This is a genomic window from Hyella patelloides LEGE 07179 (assembly GCF_900659865.1).
GTDB classification, from domain to species: Bacteria; Cyanobacteriota; Cyanobacteriia; order Cyanobacteriales; family Xenococcaceae; genus Hyella; species Hyella patelloides.
Genome location: NZ_LR213769.1, coordinates 11,723 through 32,269 on the forward strand (window position 1 = coordinate 11,723; position 20,547 = coordinate 32,269).

Genomic DNA, 20,547 nt, shown 5'->3' on the forward strand with positions numbered 1-20,547 from the left:
AGGTAGTAGCTTAATGAAGAATGTAGAAGATATCTATGAACTATCCCCTATGCAGCAGGGGATGCTATTTCATACTCTCTCCGCATCAGAATCAGGGGTATATTTTGAGCAGCCTAACTTTACAATACATGGTTCTTTAGATACTTCAGCCTTTAAACAAGCTTGGCAGAAAATAGTAGATCGACATCCAGTGTTGCGAACCTGTTTTTATTGGGAGGAGTTAGACAAAGCTGTTCAAGTCGTACACAAGCAAGTAGATTTGCCTTGGGTAGAAAAGGACTGGCGTGATTTAAACCCAACTAAACAACAACAACAACTACAATCATTTTTACAACAAGATAGACAGCAGGGATTTGAATTAGCTCGACCGCCATTGATACGTTTTACCCTAATTCGGCTAACAGAGGATACCTATCAATTTGTCTGGAGTTTTCACCATATCTTGCTCGATGGTTGGTCTATGCACTCCCTATTTAAAGAAATGCTGATTCTCTACGAACCATTAAAACAAGGAGAGCAATTATCTCTACCCCGTCCCCGTCCCCGTCCCTATCGAGACTATATCGCTTGGTTACAGCAGCAAGACCTAGCAGCAGCCAAGCAATTTTGGCAGGAAAGACTCCAAGGTTTTTACGCTCCTACCCCATTAGTAGTAGATGAAGAGATTGAACAACCTGATTGTGTTCAAAAAAATGCCTGTCAAGAATATCATTTCCAATTATCGACGGAAATAACCACTGCCCTTAAGTCTCTGGTAAAACAGTATCGCCTGACACTAAACACTTTAGTACAAGGTACATGGGCATTATTATTAAGTCGCTACAGTGGAGAAGCCGACGTAGTATTTGGTACTACTATCTCTGGTCGTTCTACTGCTGAGTTACCAGGGGTGGAATCGATGATTGGAATTTTGATTAATACTTTACCCTTGCGAGTTGAAGTTAATCCTGAAATGAAATTGCTGCCTTGGCTCGAGAATATCCAGATGCAGCAGATAGAACAAAGGGATTACGCCTATACTCCACTGTTTGAGCTTCAACAGTGGAGCGATGTACCTGGGGGAATAAGTTTATTTAATAGCATTCTAGTTTTTGAAAACTATCCTGTCGATGAGCTGGCACGTCTCAAGCAAAATAGCACCATTGAAATTGGCAAGGTTCGTAACTTTGAACAATCCAATTATCCTTTGATGCTCTTAGTTATGCCAGAGCAGGAATTATCATTGGTAATGACCTATGATTCTAGTCGTTTTCGGGCTGAAACCATCAGCCGTATGATGGGACATTTGCAAACATTGTTAGAAGCTATGGTTGCTAACCCCCAACAAAGTCTAGGCAAACTACCTTTAATAACATCAGCAGAACAAGAGCAATTATTACAAGAATGGAATAACACTCAGAGAGATTATCCTCACAATCAATCTATTCATCAAATATTTGAAGCACAAGTAGCCAAGACACCAAATGCTGTAGCAGTTAAGTTTGAAAACCAAGAATTAACTTACAAAGAATTAAACGAAAGAGCTAATCAATTAGCCCATTATCTGCAAAATCTGGGAGTCAAACCTGATACCTTAGTCGGAATATGTGTAGATCGCTCATTAAAGATGCTCATCGGACTATTAGGTATTCTCAAAGCGGGTGGTGCTTATGTTCCTTTAGATCCGACTTATCCTACAGAACGTTTAGCATATATGCTGGATGATTCCAATGTATCCATACTGCTAACTCAAGAAAAACTTAAAGCTAGTTTACCTGAGAATCAAGCTCAACTAATTTGTATAGACACAAATTGGGACTTAATTGCTCAAGAAAGTACGACTAATCCCATAACTGAGATACATACTAATGATTTAGCTTATGTAATCTATACATCAGGTTCAACAGGTAAACCCAAAGGAGTATTAATCGAACATCGAGGACTGATTAACTTCTTAACCTCGATGAAAAATCAGCCTGAATTAACCCAAACTGACAGATTAGTAGCAGTTACTACTATTTCCTTTGATATTGCTGCTTTAGAACTCTATTTACCCTTAATTGTAGGAGCAGAAGTAATTATTGCTAGTCGCGAGGTAGCCAATAATGCTCAACAACTGTGGTCAACCATAATTGATAACCAAGCCACAGTAATGCAAGCAACTCCAGCGACTTGGCGGTTACTACTTTCGGCTGGTTGGCAATATGAGCAACCATTTAAAATTCTCTGTGGTGGAGAAGCCTTATCTACTGAATTAGCAAAGGAATTATTAGCTACAGGCTCATCAATTTGGAATCTCTACGGTCCCACAGAAACCACCATTTGGTCAGCAGTCAAACAAATAGAATCCTCTGATTCGATTGTGATTGGTCATCCCCTAGCCAATACCCAGATGTATATTTTAGATCGGCAACTCCAACCAGTACCCATAGGAGTTCCAGGGGAATTATACATCGGTGGAGATGGTTTAGCCCGTGGTTATTTGAATCGCGATGATTTAACAAATGAGAGGTTTATCACCAATCCTTTTTCAATTAATAATGAACAATTAACAGTTAACAGTATTACTTCTTCTATCTCCTACTCCCTACTCTACAAAACAGGAGATTTAGCCAAATATCTTCTACCAGATGGCAATATCGAAGTACTCGGACGTATCGATAATCAGGTTAAAATTAGAGGCTTTCGTCTCGAACTAGGAGAAATAGAATCAACTTTAGCACAGCATCCCGATCTAAAACAGAGTGTAGTCATAGCTAGAGAAGATGTGCCAGGAGATAAGCGTTTAGTTGCTTATGTTATTGCCCAACAGAATAAGACTGTTACCAACGAAGAGATGCGTAGCTTTCTACAAGGAACATTACCTAGATATATGATTCCTTCGGTGTTTGTTACCCTCGAACAGATGCCTCTAACTCCTAATGGCAAGATAGATCGCCGTGCATTACCTAAACCAGAAGGAAATTTTTACACCTCTTCAGATACCCATGTTGTACCTCAGAATCAGGTAGAAGCTAAAATTGCTAAAATCTGGCAAAACATCCTACAGCTAGACAAAGTAGGTATCTACGACAACTTTTTTGACTTAGGAGGACATTCATTACTTGTCCCGCAAGTTTGGAACAAACTAACAGAAATCTTTGATACTGAGATATCAATGGTGGATATGTTTGCTTATCCGACTATTCACACCTTAGCTCAATATCTTACCAACAGTTCCCAACCAGAATTATCAACTCAGCCGAACCAAAAACTCGATCGAGGAATCAATCAACGGGAATTGACAGAATCTAAGTCACTGCGTAATTTAGATATTGCTATTATCGGAATGTCCTGTAGATTTCCTGGGGCAGATACTCCCGAACAATTTTGGCAAAATCTCAGAGATGGAGTAGAATCAATATCCTTTTTTGAAGATGAAGAATTATTAGCTGAAGAAATAGAGTCAAACTTACTAGAAAATCCCAACTACATCAAAGCAGGTGGATTCCTCAAAGATATCGATAAATTCGATGCTTTCTTCTTCGATATCAATAGTCGAGAAGCGGAAATAACCGACCCCCAACATCGCATTTTCTTAGAATGTGCCTCAGAAGCTCTAGAAAAAGCAGGTTACAACACCTTCCAAGAAGACCATAACAAGATCGCACTATACGCTGGTGTAGGAATGAACACCTACTATGTTAATAATGTCGTACCACAGTTAAACAAAGCAGAATTAGCCTCAGAATATCAAGCCTTTATTGGTAACGATAAAGATTTCTTACCTACCAGAGTTTCTTATAAATTAAATCTGAAAGGAGCAAGTCTTAATGTGAATACAGCTTGCTCTAGTTCCTTAGTATCCGTTCATCTAGCTTGTCAGAGTCTTTTAAGTGGTGAATGTGATATGGCAATGGCGGGGGGAGTATCGATACATTTACCCCAAAAAACAGGTTATATGTACCAAGAAGGGATGATTATGTCGAATGATGGTCATTGTCGCTCTTTTGATGCCAATGCCCATGGCACTGTGGTTGGTAGCGGTGCAGGAATAGTAGTGCTAAAAAGATTAGCTGATGCCGTTGCCAATGGAGACAATATCGAAGCAGTAATTAAAGGTTCGGCAATTAATAACGATGGGGCAATGAAGATTGGCTACACTGCCCCCAGTATAGATGGTCAAGCAGCAGTAATTGCTCAGGCTATGGTGTCAGCCAAGATCGAACCAGAAACCATTAGTTATCTTGAAGCTCATGGTACAGCCACAAAATTAGGCGACCCTATTGAGATTGCAGCCTTAACCAAGGCATTCCGTAGGGGCGAACGGCCGTTCGCCCCTACAAAAGAACAATATTGCGCCATTGGTTCGGTTAAATCTAATTTTGGTCATTTAGATGCAGCAGCAGGAGTAGCGGGATTAATTAAAACTGTCCTAGCTCTCAAACACAAGCAGATTCCCTCTAGTTTGCATTTTGAGCAACCTAATCCGAAAATCGATTTTGCCAGTAGTCCTTTCTTTGTTAATACAAAATTAACAGACTGGGAAACAGAAAATATACCTCGTCGTGCAGGGGTAAGTTCTTTTGGTATTGGTGGTACTAATGCTCATGTGGTGGTAGAAGAAGCGATTCCCCCCTTAATAAGGTGGGAAAAACAGCAGAGGAGGAAATACAAGTTATTATTGCTTTCGGCTAAGACTGCTACAGCATTGGATACAGCTACGCAGAATTTTGCTAATCATCTGGAAAACAATCCCGAAATCAATTTAGCTGATGTGACTTATACTTTGCAAGTTGGTCGTCGCACCTTTGACTACCGCAGAATGGTAGTCTGTGATTCGGTAGCATCGGGAATAGAAGCTCTAAAAAACCTAACACCACAACAAGTATTTACTAAAAGACAAGAATTACAAGAGCGTTCTGTGGTCTTTATGTTCTCTGGGCAAGGTTCGCAGTATGTCAATATGGGCAGAGAATTATATGAAAATGAGCCTGTATTTAGAGAGAATTGCGATCGCTGTTTTGACAACCTACAACCATATCTAGATATTCCATTATCAGAAATAATATTCCAGTCCCAAAGAATAAACAATCAACCATCAACAATTAACAAAACCCAATATGCCCAACCAGCAATATTTATCATTGAATATGCTCTAGCTCAACTTTGGATGTCTTGGGGAATTAAACCCACAAGTATGCTTGGTCATAGTATTGGGGAATATGTAGCAGCTTGTTTATCAGGAGTCTTTTCTCTAGAAGATGCTTTAGCTATTGTTGCCGAGCGAGCTAAATTGATGCAGCAAATGCCCAAAGGGGCGATGGTAGCTGTTTCTTTATCTGAATCAGCTATTCAACCTTTGCTTAATTCTAATTTAGTGGTATCAGTAATCAATACTCCGACCGCTTGTGTGGTTTCAGGAACAATAGCAGCAGTAGAAGAACTAGAAAGTAAATTAACGGCTGAAAATACAGACTACCGCAGACTACATACTTCTCATGCTTTTCACTCCTTCATGATGCAGCCAATGGCAGAAGCATTAACCAAGCTGATCGGTAAATTTGAGCTTCATCCACCCCAAATTCCTTATCTCTCCAACGTAACAGGAACATGGATTACAGCAGAACAAGCCACTAATCCAAATTACTGGACGAATCATCTTACTCAGAAAGTGTGCTTTAGTGAAAATCTAGAGAAAGTTTTAGCTAATCCCCAAGAAATATTGTTAGAAATTGGTGCGGGAAAAACCTTAAAAACTTTAGCGACAAGACATCCAAACAGAAATTCAGAGCAAGTAATACTTTCTACATTACGCCATCCCCAAGATGAACAATCTGATAATAGTTTCTTGATGAAATCATTAGGAAAGTTATGGTTAGCAGGGGCAAAAATAGATTGGAATGGTTTTTACAAAGAAGAAAATCGTTATCGTTTACCTCTACCAACTTATCCTTTTGAAAGACAACGCTATTGGCTTAAACCCAAAACACAAAAGAATCTCCAGTCTGTTTCGGGAACATCTTTAGAGAAAAAGTCCGATCTTGCAGATTGGTTTTATCTTCCTTCTTGGAAACGCTCTATTGCTTCGGATCGACCTGTAGTAACAATAACCGTATCAGATTGCTGGTTAGTGTTTATGAATGAGAGTAATCTGGGTACTGAATTATTCACTAAATTAAAACAGAATAATCAAAAAGTAATTTCAGTTAGAGTCAGTTCAAATTTTCAGCAATTAGATAACAGTAATTACAGTCTCAATCCTAGTCAACCTCAAGACTATGACGCTTTAGTCGAACAACTCCGTAATCAGAATCAGATGCTAAGTAAGATTCTGTATTTTTGGAGTGTAACACCAACAGATAATAATCAAACTTCACAGCAAACATTAGAAGAGGCTCAAGAACAAGGATTCTATAGCTTACTCTACCTAGCTCAAGCTTTAAGCCAACAAAATTGGACAGAAAAGCTAGATATCTTTACTATATCCAACAAAATGCAAGCAGTTACAGGAATAGAAGCTATCAATCCAGCTAAAGCAACTATACTTGCTGCTTGTAACGTTATTCCTCAAGAATATTCTAATATCAGTTGTCGCAGTATTGATTTAGAAATTAACAGAGATCGCACAACACCCAAGCTAATCCAACAAATTTGGCAAGAAATAATTTCCCAGAGCGAAGATAAGATCGTTGCTTACCGAGGTGCTAATCGTTGGGTACAAACTTACGAGCAAGTGCAATTAAAATCATCACCAACAAACTCATCTGGCTTAAAACAAGAGGGTGTATATCTGATTACGGGGGGTTTGGGAGGAGTAGGGTTAGTCATAGCGGAATATTTAGCTCAATCTGTTCGAGCCAACTTAGTTTTAACAAGTCGCTCAATCTTTCCTCCTAAACAGGAATGGACTCAATGGCTGGAGAAATACTCAGAAAGTCACCCTACTAGCCGTAAAATCAGGAAACTTCAACAATTAGAAAGCTTAGGCAGTAAGGTTTTAATTATCAGTGCAGATGTGGCTAACTTAGAACAGATGGAACAGGCGTTCGCACTAGCAGAACGAAAATTTGGGACTATTAATGGAGTATTTCATGGGGCAGGAATACTTAACTCAGATACATTTCAAAGCATTGCAGATACCAGTAAAGTTCATTGCCAACAACAATTCCAACCCAAAATAAATGGATTGCTAGTTTTAGAGCAAGTTTTGAAAGAGAAAAACCTTGATTTCTGCTTATTGTTATCTTCTATATCTTCTGTGTTAGGAGGTTTAGGATATCTAGCTTATTCGGCAGGGAATCTCTTTATGGATAGTTTTACTCAGTACCATAACCAAACAGATTCTATTCCTTGGATTACTGTTAATTGGGATAGCTGGCAAGTTAATCAAACTAAAGAAAGTGATTCTACAGAATTAGCAATTTCTCCAACCGAAGGAATGCAGGTATTATCAAGAATTCTTGCTCGTCAGGATTTAACTCAGATAGTTGTTTCCACAGCAGATTTATCCGCCAGATTGAACCAATGGGTAAATCGTGAAGCATCTATAGAGAAATCAGCAACAGACTTATCTCTCTATTCCCGACCCAATTTACCTAATGTTTATGTTGCTCCTCGTAATAAAATCGAACAAACTTTAGCTAATATTTGGCAAGAATTTCTGGGTATAGAGTCAGTGGGAATTTATGATGACTTTTTTGAACTGGGGGGAGATTCCCTGATTATAACCCGCTTGATTTCTCGGCTAAGACAGGAGTTTCAAGTTGAGTTAAGCTTCCATAGCTTATTTACCGAAACAACTATAGCTGGTATAGCTGAAAATATTGTTACATTGCGATCGCTGGCTCAAACAAAGGAAAACCAAGCAGTCTCAGACGAAGACTTAGTGGAGGGAGAGATATGAACAGTATCAATGATTTTTTAATTAAGTTAAGTAATCTTGGTGTCAATCTCTGGCTCGAAACTATTACTCAGTCTGGGGTAGAAACTTTTAAGCTAAAATATAGCGCACCTAAAGAAGCTATGACTCCTGTTTTACTTTCAGAATTGAAAGAACGTAAAGCAGAAGTTATCCAATTTTTACAAGCCAATCAGAATCTTGATTCTACCGAGCAACCAATTCAGCCTGTACCCAGAGACGGCAACTTACCATTATCATTTGCTCAACAAAGACTCTGGTTTATCGACCAATTAGAAGGGAAGAGTGCTACTTACAATTGGCCCTATACTTTGCGTTTTAAGGGGGATTTGAACCTTTCGGCACTGGAAAAAAGCTTGAGCGAAATTGTCCGCAGACATGAAGCCTTACGCACCACTTTTGCCATAGTAAACAGCACCCCAACACAAAAGATTCACCCTCCTCAACCTATCAAATTACCAGTATTAGATTTACAGTCTTTACCAGAATCGGGGAGGGAAGCAGAAGCCCAACAGTTAATTACTAAAGAACAAAAACAACCTTTCGATCTAGTCCAAGACCGTTTATTGCGGGTGATGTTGGTGCGTTTAAGCCCAGATAATCACTTGTTTTCTCTCACCATGCACCATATTGTTGCTGATGGCTGGTTTTATAGTATCTTCATGAGAGAATTAACGGCTTTGTATGAAGCGTTTTGTGAAGGTAAACCCTCTCCTCTCGATGAATTACCCCTTCAGTATGCAGATTTTGCTGCTTGGCAACGAGAGTATTTTCAAGGAGAAGTACTGCAACGCCAGGTTAACTATTGGAAGCAGAAATTAGCAGGAATTCCGACCTTATTAGAGTTACCAAGCGATCGCCCATACCCAACTCTACAAACTTTTACAGGGGATAAACATCTTTTTCACCTTAACCAGCACCTAACCCGTGAGCTTAGAGACTTAAGCAAAAAGTCAGGAACAACTTTGTTTATTACTCTCCTAGCTGCTTTTGCTACTTTACTTTATCGCTATAGTGGTCAACCAGATGTTGTAGTGGGTTCGCCCATAGCTAATCGCAATCGCAGTGAAATTGAAGGAATAATCGGTTTCTTTGTCAATACTTTAGCTTTCCGCACTAAATTTGACGATAATCCTACTTTTTCCGAGTTGCTAACTCAGGTAAGACAAACTGCTTTAGATGCTTATGAATATCAAGATTTACCCTTCGAGAAACTAGTAGAAGAACTAAAACCAGAGAGAACCCTGAGTCATTCTCCTGTGTTCCAAACCATGTTTATCTTACAAAATTTCCCTCTACCAAAATTGTCCATGTCTGGTCTAGATATCTCGATATTAGAGCCAGATAATTCCACGGCTAAATTTGATTTAACTTTAGAAATTCGTGAAGTCAATCCAGAATTGACTACAGCCTTAGAATACAATCGTCAGCAGGGAATTGAAGATGGATTAATTGGCACGCTGGAATATAACATCGACTTATTTGATGCTGCCACGATTTCTAGAATGGCAGAACATTTCCAAATCTTACTAGAAGCAATTGTTACTAATCCCCATCAGCCAGTTAACCAATTACCCATACTCACAGCAGCAGAACAAAACAAATTATTAATAGAGTGGAATGATACTAAAACAGATTACTCCGAGATCTGCATTCATCATTTATTTGAAACACAGGTAGCTAAAACCCCCAATGCAGTAGCAGTTAAGTTTGCAGAGCGAGAATTAACCTACAAAGAATTAAATCAACAAGCCAATCAACTCGCTCATTATCTGCAAAATTCAGGAGTAAAACCAGAAGAATTAGTCGGTATTTGTGTTGAGCGTTCAGTAGAAACAGTCTTAGGTATTTTAGCCACACTCAAAGCAGGAGGAGCGTATTTACCCCTAGACCCAGACTATCCCCCTGAACGTTTAGCTTATATGCTGGATGATGCACAAGTAAAAGTGTTGTTGACGCAGCAAAATTTATTGACTAAACTGCCCAACAGTCAAACTCAAATAATTTGCTTAGACCAAGATAAACACAAAATTAGACAAGAAAGTCCAGAGAATTTAACTTCTGAGGTACAAGGAGATAGTTTAGCTTATGTAATCTATACTTCAGGGTCGACAGGTAAACCCAAAGGAGTCCAGGTAGTCCATCGGGCGGTGAATCGCTTGGTGCTTAATACCAACTATATTGATTTAAAACCTGGTCACAAAATTGCTCAAGTCTCCAATCCCTCTTTTGATGCTGCTACCTTTGAGATCTGGGGAGCATTACTCAATGGATGTACTTTAGTCGGAATTTCTAGAGAAGTAACCCTTTGTCCACAAAACTTTGCTGTGGCACTTCAAGAAAAACAGATCGACACAATGTTTATCACGACTGCTTTGTTTAATCTGATGTCTAGCGAAGTGCCAGGAGCGTTCAAATCAATAAAAAATCTTCTATTTGGCGGGGAAATAGCTAATCCTAGCTTGATTAAAAAGGTATTAGAAAATAGTCCACCAAAGCGATTACTTCATGTTTATGGTCCGACAGAAAATACTACCTTTAGCTGTTGGTACGAAATAACTAAAAATACTTCCTTTGATAATTCTGTTCCTATCGGTCAGGCAATTTCTAGTACTCAGGTTTATATTTTAGATAATCATCTGCAACCTGTTCCTGTGGGCATTCCTGGTGAACTATATGTTGGTGGAGACGGTCTTGCCAGAGGATATTTAAACCGCGATAACTTAACATCCGAGAAGTTTATCTCTAATCCTTTCAGCAATCAAGCAGATGCTTGTCTGTACAAAACTGGTGACATTGTTCGCTATTTAGCCGATGGCAACATAGAATTTCTGGGACGTATTGACAATCAGGTTAAGATTCGGGGTTTCCGTATTGAGTTGGGAGAAGTTGAAGCTACCTTAGCAAAATATTCTGGAATAGAACAGAGTGTGGTCGTCGTTAGAGAAGATGTACCAGGAGATAAGCGTTTAGTTGCTTATGTTTTACCAGATCGCCCTCAGCAAACCACTACCGCAGAACTGCGTAGTTTCCTTCAAGATAAATTACCAAACTACATGGTGCCTGGAATTTTCGTAATGGTGGAGGAAATGCCTTTAACTCCCAATGGTAAGATAGACCGCAGTGCTTTGCCCGCACCCGCGCTAACTGAGTTTCAGAGAGAAGTAACTTTTATTGCTCCGAGAGATGAAATAGAAATCCGTCTTACCAGGATTTGGTCGAAAATATTTGGTATTAAGCAGATTGGTTTGAGGGATAATTTCTTTGAACTGGGGGGACATTCCTTACTAGCTGTCCGTTTGTTTGCTGCGATTGAAAAATCTTTTAAACAAAGAATTCCTCTGGCTAAGATTTTCACTGCACCAACTATTGAGGAGTTGGCTGATATTCTGCGTCAACAAGAAACACCAAATCATAATTCTGCTATTGTACCTATTCAACCCCAAGGCAATAAAACACCTCTGTTTTGCGTCCATTCAGGCTATGGAGAAATTCTACTGTATCAAAATTTAGCATTTCGTCTCGATCCAGATAGACCAGTTTATGGACTGTTGGCAAAAGGTGCGGATGGACAAATAGCAGGGGTTACCAGTATTGAAGAAATGGCAACCTATTATGTCGAAGAAATACAAGCTCTCCAGCCTGAAGGTCCTTATTTTTTAGCTGGCGTTTGCATCGGCGGTACAATTGCTATAGAAATGGCAAGAAAACTAAAGGCTAAGGGAGAAAATGTTCCACTGGTAGCCGTATTTGGTACTGCTCCCTTAAACTTTTCAGAATTCTCACGTAGTAGTCAATCCCCACTTTCACGTAGTAGTCAATCTACCAAGAGAAAGCTGATTTCCTATGCCAATTTTTTTGCTCAACTCACCTTACAAGAGAAAATAGTTCATTTTGTGGACAAAATCTATGAAAAGATTGAATATCGGCTTTCTATGTCTAAAAAAGTACTAGAACCATACAAATATAAGCTATATCAAAAGACAGAAACTCCTTTATCCCAAGACTTACAACGTTTTCAGGTTTATCAGATTAACAGCAAAGCTCAAAATAATTTTGAACAAAAAGCGTTCGATGGTAAGTTAATTTCTTTTTGGGCAAGTTTAGATAAGCGATTTTCTCTTGCTCAACAACAACACTGGATTAAAATTGCCACAGGAGGGGTAAAACTTTATGATTTACCTGAAGTACATATCGAACGCGCTCTTAATAGTCCTGATATTCAGAATATAGCTGACACCCTTAGACAAGAATTAGATGCTGCTGAAGCACATATTAATAGCACCAAAACCGCAGACATAGAACAACGAGAGCAAAAAAGCGTAATCTCTCAGTTGCAACAACACCAATCTTGGTCATCGTTAATTCCCATTCAACCTCATGGTTCTAAACCACCTTTATTTTGTATTCATGGTAGTGAGGGGGTTAACTGCGGTGAACCTTTATATGGCTACGACTTAGCACGTTACCTCGACTCTGACCAACCAGTTTACGGACTGCGAGCAGTGGGATTAGATGGCAAGACTAATCCCCTCAACACAATTGAAGATATGGCTGCCAAATATCTTGAGGAAATATTTGCTATGTATCCTTCTGAGCCATATTTACTATTAGCTCCAGATATTGGAGGTTTAATCGCTTTTGAGATGGCACAACAACTTTCTGTTCAAGGGAAGCAAGTACCACTACTGGCAATAATCAATACCTTAGCTCCAAACTCTGATTCTTTATTAGCTAATAGTGTTGTTGGTTTCTCAAGTAAGGTTAATCAGTTTAAGCAATCAATAGTAAATCTCCAGCAAGAAACACAATGCAAGTTTATTAAGACTTTTAAACCTCAACCTCTTTCCAAAGATTTGCGCTATTTTTCGATTCAGCGATCGCTAATACAAGCTCAGAAACAATACCAGGCTAACCTATATAAAAATACCTTGACTCTATTTCGCTCTCCAGAAATAGCGGGTAATCTATCAGCAGATTTAGGTTGGAATCAATCGATCGATCGCGAGCTAGAAATATACGATATATCAGGAAACAATACTAATCTATTCAAGCAGCCCAATATTCAATATTTTGCTCGACAATTGGAAGATTGTTTAAAGAAAGCTTCAGGAGAAAAGTCATGATCTTAACGAAGCTAAAAACCAAAGTTCCCGACGTTCAAAAATTAGCAATCAAGTTGTTTTTTAGTAAAACCGCAATTCTCGTCTATCAGATGGGAAAAGTTGGTTCAACAACAGTTTATTTCTCTCTCAAAAAACAATTTTTGTTTACTCCAGTTTTTCATGTTCATTGTTTAGGAGAACGCGCACTAAAAGAGCAGGAAAAAGCTTATCAAGCTGTTGGCAAAATGCCTAGCCAGGTAAGACATTTAAGACATGGGAACTTTCTGCGTAACCAACTTAATGAATCAGCAATTATCAAATGGAAGATTATAACCTTAGTCAGAGACCCAATTATCAGAGAAATCTCAATATTTTTTCAGCAAAAAGAGCATAGATTTCCTAATGGTATTGATACCAATGAAATAATTGATATTTTACAACAAAAATTTGCATCTTTTAAAGAGTCAACTGATTATGTATGTACCTGGTTTGAACGGGAAATAAAAAGCAATTTTAATGTTAATGTTTATGATTTTTGGTTTGATAAACAAAAAGGATATTGTATGATAAATAAAGAAAATATAGGAATTTTAATTATTAGACTGGAAGACTTAAATAATTGTTTTAATACAGCAACAAAAAAATTTTTCAGTATCAATAAAAATCTCGATTTAAGAGCCGAAAATGTTGCTAGCTACAAGGAATATAAAGCTCAATATATCGAAGCGATCGCCAAAATTAAAATTCCTAGAGATGTTTGCGAATTAATTTATTCATCTAGATACGCCAAACATTTTTACAGCGATGAAATGCTTAATAAGCTGATCGAAAAATGGACTAAAGAATCAAAATAAAAAACTAGGCTATTTATCTTCGCCTTCGGCTCGAAGTCAGAAATAGGAAGTCGTGACGTCAGTCGTTTTTTTAGTAACGATGCTTTATTGGTTGACTTTCTATTTCTAGACGAAGAAATTGGGTTCGGTGACCCCCGCTAAAAACTTTAGCGGTCTTCAGTTACTGGCGGGTTCAATCCCCCAAGTTTACTGGCAATTCTGACTTCTGACTTCTGACTTCTGACTTCTGACTTCTTGAAGTCGGTTTACAACCTAATTTTTTTGATTAAACCTGTGGCAAACTATAACACTTAACATCATGATTCACACAAATTCTCTTTTTCAAAGTAAACATTTTATGTCATTGCCCTGTAATGACGGAATGCTCAGTGATTTATCCCAAGACCAACATCCAACACAAGTTTATGCTTGGGGTTATCAGCACAAAGACCTCACTATTAATGTCAAGGGTACTAGCTTGGGATTTGTATATAGTGGTCAAGCTGCGATTACTTTTACCCTTTCTGGTCGCGAACAGACATTTAATTTAGATGCGGGGATGTACTTTAGTGTTCCTAATAATTTTTATATAAGTGACGGCTGTGGTTTTATTACCACTAGACTTGGTTATCAAGGCACATTTACGATCGGCGGGCCAATCGAGAAACAAGGACGCTTACTCTACATTGATGGTTGTTCTGATTCTCTGCTGATTCCCCCTGTTATTAAAGGCGACCCCTGTTTAAATTACTTACATTTTCCTCCCCATATTGGTCAAACTCGTCATACACATCCATCTATGCGAGTGGGTATTGTTGCCAAAGGCAGAGGAAGATGTGTTGTACCCAGCAATGATGATGGTACAGGGTCAGATATTACTATTCCCTTGATACCAGGTAATGTTTTTATTATCCCTACTGATGGTCATCATAGTTTCTTTACTGATGATAGCGAGATGGATGTAATTGCTTATCATCCTGATAGTGATACTGGTCCGACTCACAACGATCATCCGATGATTAATCGCACTATTGTTGATGGTGTATCTGCTGCCCATATTCAGGAAATTCGCACAGCTAAGATAGGCTTGTAGAGAATATTCTACTAACTTAAAGTCATAATCCCACACTTACTTGGTAACAGTCGTTGAGGAGAGAATTCGTCAAATCTTTCTAGGGTAAAAATTATCTCAAACAGTATTCATTAAAGGATTTGTGGTAAGTTAGCCTGATGTGACTTTTTAGCATGACCTTTTCGTTAGTCTAAAATAAATAATGCAATATTTAACCAACTTAAATTTCTCAAGTATGCCTAACTATTTAAAACGATTTGAGGCGAAATGGAGAAGATATTATGGATGGGCTATTGCAGATTATAAATGGTTTTTCATGTTTTTCTTGAGCCGATTTAAGTTCATTCGCAATTTGTCGGCATATTTTTTCTGTCAACCTCATGAAAGCCAAAAAAGCTGTCAAGAAATTTCTTGTTTAGACAACATTGAGGAAGATGAAATTGTTGACTTTTTAAACAAAGATGGTCTTTATGTAGGAATTAATTTACCCAGTAAGCTGGTTAAACAAATCCATAATTACGTTAATGTTTCAAGTTGTTATGGAAATGAACAACCTCAATTTTCTTTTCCTTATATGGACAAAGAAATAGCAGAGAAGAAGTATAATGAAACCTTTATTATTGGTGACTATCCTGATGTTAGTGAGGATTGTCTAGCTGTAAGACAACTGGAAAAAGATCCTAAGTTGTTAGAGATTGCTAGCTTATACTTAAATGCTAAGCCCGTACATTTATCTACCAAACTGTGGTGGAGTTATGCCACGGAAGTACCAATTAGCGATCGCTTGAATTTTGCTCAGGTATTTTTTCATTACGATCTTCTCGACTATCACTCCATACAATTTTTCTTTTATTTAACCGATGTGGAGCTATCTAGTGGCCCTCATGTCTGTGTTCTTAGAAGTCATCAAAATAAAAAACTTACTCATCAACTTTCCTGTTTTACTGGACGTTCCGATCGAGATATCATTAACTACTATGGCACTGATAATCTCAAGTTCGTATACGGGGAAGCTGGTTTAGGATTTGTGGAAGATCCTTACTGTTTTCATAAAGGAATTCCCCCAAGTCGGAAGAATCGCTTAATGCTCAAGATAGCATTTGGTGTCAATAATTATCGAATTCGTAGTCGAGCTAGAAAGGCATAATTATACATATTTTTCTGGTCTATTACTAATTTGCTCAAAGATCGTACTTTTAGTTTTTTAATTTAAGTTGATATATGTATAATTTTTTAAGTTCTCAGAGTCGATTGGTTGAACTTAAGGGACATTCAATCAACCTGAATGAAGTAGAAACTGCTTTACTAGGAAATGCTTCAGTTGAAGATTGTAGAGTATTAATCCGTACTAGGGATAATTCAGAGTCAGAGTTAGTACCCTATTTAGTTTCGGCTGAACCTTTATGTCCTTCAAGATTGAAATCATCTTTACAAGAAATTCTCCTCTCAGAGCTTTTGCCCAAGATATATATACCAGTATCTAGGATGCCGTTAACTGCTGAAGGGCAAGTAGATGAAGCTGCTTTGATGAGTGTAGAAGCGATCGCTCCCGAGCTAATCGAGCAATGGTCAACTAAATTACAACGCTTATCGGGCGTTGCCGAAGTAGCAGTACAGGTTCGCGATCGAGCCGAGAGTCCTAATCTATTGCATATATCAGACTTAATCCCCGACTGGAAAGCAGTAGGAAGTGGAATCATTGAAAAATCGATCGCCTGTGGAGAAAAAAATCCATCTCAGGGGCAAGTATCTGGTAAGTTAGCCATCAGTTATGGTGAACCTCTACAAAATAAAGACCAAATTCCTCCAACTCTACCTAATGCCTTACACCAAGCTGCTTTAAATTCCCCTGACAAGGGTGTTATTTATGTTCAGCCTAATGATGATGCAGTATTTCAAACTTATCCAGAGTTACTAGAACAAGCACAAAGAATTTTAGCTGGCTTCAGAAAACTTGGTCTAAAACCTCAAGACAAGGTTATTTTTCAACTGCCAAATAATCAAGATTTTATTGCTACATTTTGGGGCTGTTTATTGGGTGGTTTTGTGCCTGTACCTCTTTCAGTGGCTTCTACCTATCAAGAAGCTAATAGTGCGATCAAAAAACTACATAATGCTTGGCAAATGTTGGATCGACCAGTTATTGTTACCAGCAAAGACTTAGAATTAGATATTGCTGCTGTACCTAATCTTACTAACGGGGGTTCTTTTGAGATTGCTACAGTAGAAACTTTACAAAATAACCAGAGCGATGAAAACTGGCATGAGAGTCAACCTGAAGATCTAGCCTTATTACTCCTAACTTCTGGTAGTACAGGTCTTCCTAAAGCAGTAATGCTCAGTCATAGTCTGATTCTCTATCGAGCAGCTTGCTCTTCTCAGAGACATAAAATGAACAGGGATTCAGTTTCGCTCAACTGGCTACCCCTAGATCATGTTAGCGGAATAGCTCAGTTCCATGTCAGAGATATTTATTTAGGTTGTCAGCAGGTTCATGCACCTACGGATATGTTCGTGCAGAATCCCCTCAAGTGGCTAGATTTGATCGATCGCTATCGGGTTAATATATCTTGGGCTCCCAATTTTGCTTATGGCTTAGTGAACGATCGAGCTAGGGAAATAATTGATGGTGATTGGGATTTATCCTCAATGCAAATTTTCCTTAATGCAGGAGAAGCAATCGCACCTCAAACTGCCCATAGTTTTATGGAGTTACTTACTCCCCATAAACTACCCTCGGAGGCTATGAATCCTGCCTGGGGGATGTCGGAGACAGCAGGGGCAGTAGTTTTTTCTGATCGCTATTCCTTAGATTCTGCCTCTGAAGACTCTCAATTTGTCGAAACAGGCAGTCCGAGTCCTGATTTTTCTATACGTATAGTAGATGAACAAGACCAGGTAGTCAATGAAGAAGTCATTGGTGCTTTACAAATTAAAGGGACTGTAGTTACTTCTGGTTATTACCAAAACCCTCAAGCAAATCAAACAGCTTTTACGGCAGACGGTTGGTTTAATACGGGAGATTTAGGCTTGATTCGCGACGGCAGACTAACTGTTACTGGTCGTAAAAAAGATGTGATTATTATTAATGGTTTCAACTATTATTGTCATGAAATCGAAGCGATCGTCGAAGAAATAGAGGAAATCGAGGTTTCTTATACTGCTGCTTGTGGTTTCCGTACTGCTAATAGCACTACAGATCGATTAGCTATCTTTTTCCACACTGCCAATTCTGAGGCGAAGCAACTATTGGAGGTACTTAATAAAATTAGAGGCAGTATAGTCCAAAAAGTTGGGGTAAATCCTACTTATTTAATTCCTGTAGAGAAAGAAGCTATTCCCAAAACAGGTATCGGCAAAATCCAACGCTCCCAACTGAAACAGCGTTTGGAAGCAGGAGAATTTGACCCGATTTTAAAACAGATCGACATTCTCAGTAGCAACACCAACACCCTTCCAGACTGGTTTTATCGTCAGAGTTGGCAACGCCAAGAAATAGAGAGATTTAAAAATATTCAGTCCTGGCAAAATACAAGTTTAATTTTCTTAGATAAGTTGGGTTTAGGCTCGTCTCTGGGTCAAGAATTAAGTAAGATTAATCAACCTTGGATCGGTATTGAGATAGGGACAAGCTTTGCTAGGATTAGCCCTAATCACTATCAGATCGATCCTCAAAACCCAGATCATTATCGACAACTATGGTCGTCTTTTCAGGCAGACAATATTCAAATCGATCGCATTGTTCACTTATGGGCTTATGAAACTTATCAAGGAGAGGCATACAGTCTAGAAGACCTAGAAAATGCCCAAAATAAGGGAATATACAGCTTATTGTCCTTAGTTCAGACCTTAGAACAAAATCAAAATAGTGAACAACCTCTAAGGCTGCTAACTATTTCTAGTCATACTCAGTCTATTGCTACTGACGAGAAGATTGCTTATGAAAAAAGTCCTCTGTTGGGAATAAGTAAAACTATTCCGCAAGAGTTACCTTGGTTGCATTGTACTCATATAGATTTATCTCTCGATCCAGTTGAAGTTAATGCTAGACATATATTAAGGGAACTCTGTGCTTCTTTAGTAGAGTCCGAAGTAGCCTATCGGGATGGCAAACGCTTAGTTACTTGCTTAGAAAAAGCCGATCTATCTTTAGAAAAAAGCCAAGATTTACCCTTCAAGCATGGGAGAATGTATCTTATTACGGGGGGGTTAGGAAAATTTGGCAGCGCGATCGCCCAATACCTACTACAATATCACCAGGCTAAATTGCTGTTAGTGGGTAGAACTTCCCTACCTGAGCGCAATACTTGGTCATCTCATAAGAAGCGATCGACTAAACTAGCTGAAAAAATCAAAACCTATTCAAAACTAGAACAGTTGGGAGGAGAAGTTACTTATCAGGCTGTAGATATCTGTGATTTCCCTAAACTGCAACAAATAGTTAATCAAACTAAGTCTAACTGGCAATGTGAACTTGAGGGAATAATTAACTTAGCAGGAATTTACCAAGAGCGTTTATTAATCGAAGAAACACCAGATAGTTTAGCCCAAATACTTCGTCCTCAAGTTATAGGAGCTTCGATGCTACCTCAATTGCTGCCCGAAAAGTCCAATGGACTGTTAATTAGCTTTGCTTCGGTTAATGGCTTTTTTGGCGATTATAAAGTTGGTGCATTGGCTGCTGCAAGTTCTTTCCTAAAAAGTTTTTCTGCTTATCAGCACAACCAGAAAGGTTTGCAGAGTTACTGTTTTGCTTGGAGTATGTGGGATGAAGTAGGCATCAGTCGCGGTTATCAGCCAAAAAAACAACTGCGCGATCGCGGATACCATAGCATTCAAACTCAACAGGGATTATATTCTTTGATCGCTGCTTTACATCATAATCCCTCATCACTTTTAATTGGCTTAGATGGTAACAATCCTCGCCTACGAAATTATCTTAAAACTAAATCCCCTCAAGCTCAAAAATTGCGGGCTTATATAGTTCCCCAGGTTGCACCAATCCCAGTCTCTCAGTTACAAGAGATAGAAGTAAAAGATGATTTTGGCGTATCTAGCACCTGTGAGTTTATTCAAGTTAAAGAGATACCTACTATAACCAATGAGCAAACTGTAAAAGAAAGAAAAGAGATTGTACTTCCCAGAAACGATTTAGAACGACAAATTACTAGAATTTGGCAAGAAGTATTAGATAATCCGAGCATAGGCATTTACGATAACTTCTTTGAATTAGGGGGACATTCCCTACTAGCGACCCAAGTAATTTCGCGATCGCGTCAAACCTTTAAAGTAGAACTTCCTCTGCAAAGTTTGTTTGAGACATCTACTATAGCTGGCTTTGCCCAAACCCTAATCAAACACGAACCCCAACCTGGTATGGTGTCCAAAATTGCTCAATTACGAGAAACAATTAGCTCCATGTCTGCTGAAGAGATAAAAACGGCATTGCTCAATAAGAGGGGGGACAACCAACTTAAGACGGGACAATAGGCAAGGTAAAAGTTTCAGGCTTATACGATCGTCTCGATTTTCGAGATTGAGGCAGTTCACCAATATTTTCGATATTAACTTTTAAAGCTTTAATAACCTTAAAGGTATAGTTAGTTATTTAAAATGATGTTGTTTGTAAAACTCATACTTATTTGTACTATAGCGGTT

At 38.6% G+C, this 20,547-nt stretch carries 6 protein-coding genes; all 6 read left to right on the forward strand.

Features of this window, described 5'->3' with window-relative positions; all coding sequences use genetic code 11:
• Positions 1–13 precede the first annotated feature (13 nt).
• The 6 genes from H1P_RS01015 (at position 14) to H1P_RS01040 (ending at position 20,379) form a co-directional block, all read left to right on the forward strand.
• Positions 14–7,864: a non-ribosomal peptide synthetase/type I polyketide synthase gene (locus H1P_RS01015; RefSeq protein WP_144863258.1), complete on the forward strand. Its 7,851-nt coding sequence runs from the start codon at positions 14–16 to the stop codon at positions 7,862–7,864.
• On the forward strand, positions 7,861–13,005 hold the full coding sequence (locus tag H1P_RS01020; RefSeq protein WP_186375783.1) for a non-ribosomal peptide synthetase: 5,145 nt from the start codon (positions 7,861–7,863) through the stop codon (positions 13,003–13,005). The genes H1P_RS01015 and H1P_RS01020 overlap by 4 nt, the downstream gene beginning before the upstream one ends.
• The gene (locus tag H1P_RS01025) at positions 13,002–13,838 is read left to right on the forward strand and encodes a putative capsular polysaccharide synthesis family protein (RefSeq protein WP_144863260.1); all 837 of its coding nucleotides are present in this window, start codon (positions 13,002–13,004) and stop codon (positions 13,836–13,838) included. The genes H1P_RS01020 and H1P_RS01025 overlap by 4 nt, the downstream gene beginning before the upstream one ends.
• Before the next feature lie 298 nt (positions 13,839–14,136).
• Positions 14,137–14,910 (forward strand): AraC family transcriptional regulator, encoded by a 774-nt coding sequence (locus H1P_RS01030; RefSeq protein ID WP_222426887.1) that lies wholly within the window; start codon positions 14,137–14,139, stop codon positions 14,908–14,910.
• A gap of 214 nt (positions 14,911–15,124) precedes the next feature.
• The gene (locus tag H1P_RS01035; protein ID WP_144863262.1) at positions 15,125–16,036 is read left to right on the forward strand and encodes a hypothetical protein; all 912 of its coding nucleotides are present in this window, start codon (positions 15,125–15,127) and stop codon (positions 16,034–16,036) included.
• A 74-nt stretch (positions 16,037–16,110) separates the two neighbouring features.
• Complete coding sequence (locus tag H1P_RS01040; protein WP_144863264.1) at positions 16,111–20,379, forward strand: SDR family NAD(P)-dependent oxidoreductase; 4,269 nt, start codon at positions 16,111–16,113, stop codon at positions 20,377–20,379.
• Positions 20,380–20,547 lie beyond the last annotated feature (168 nt).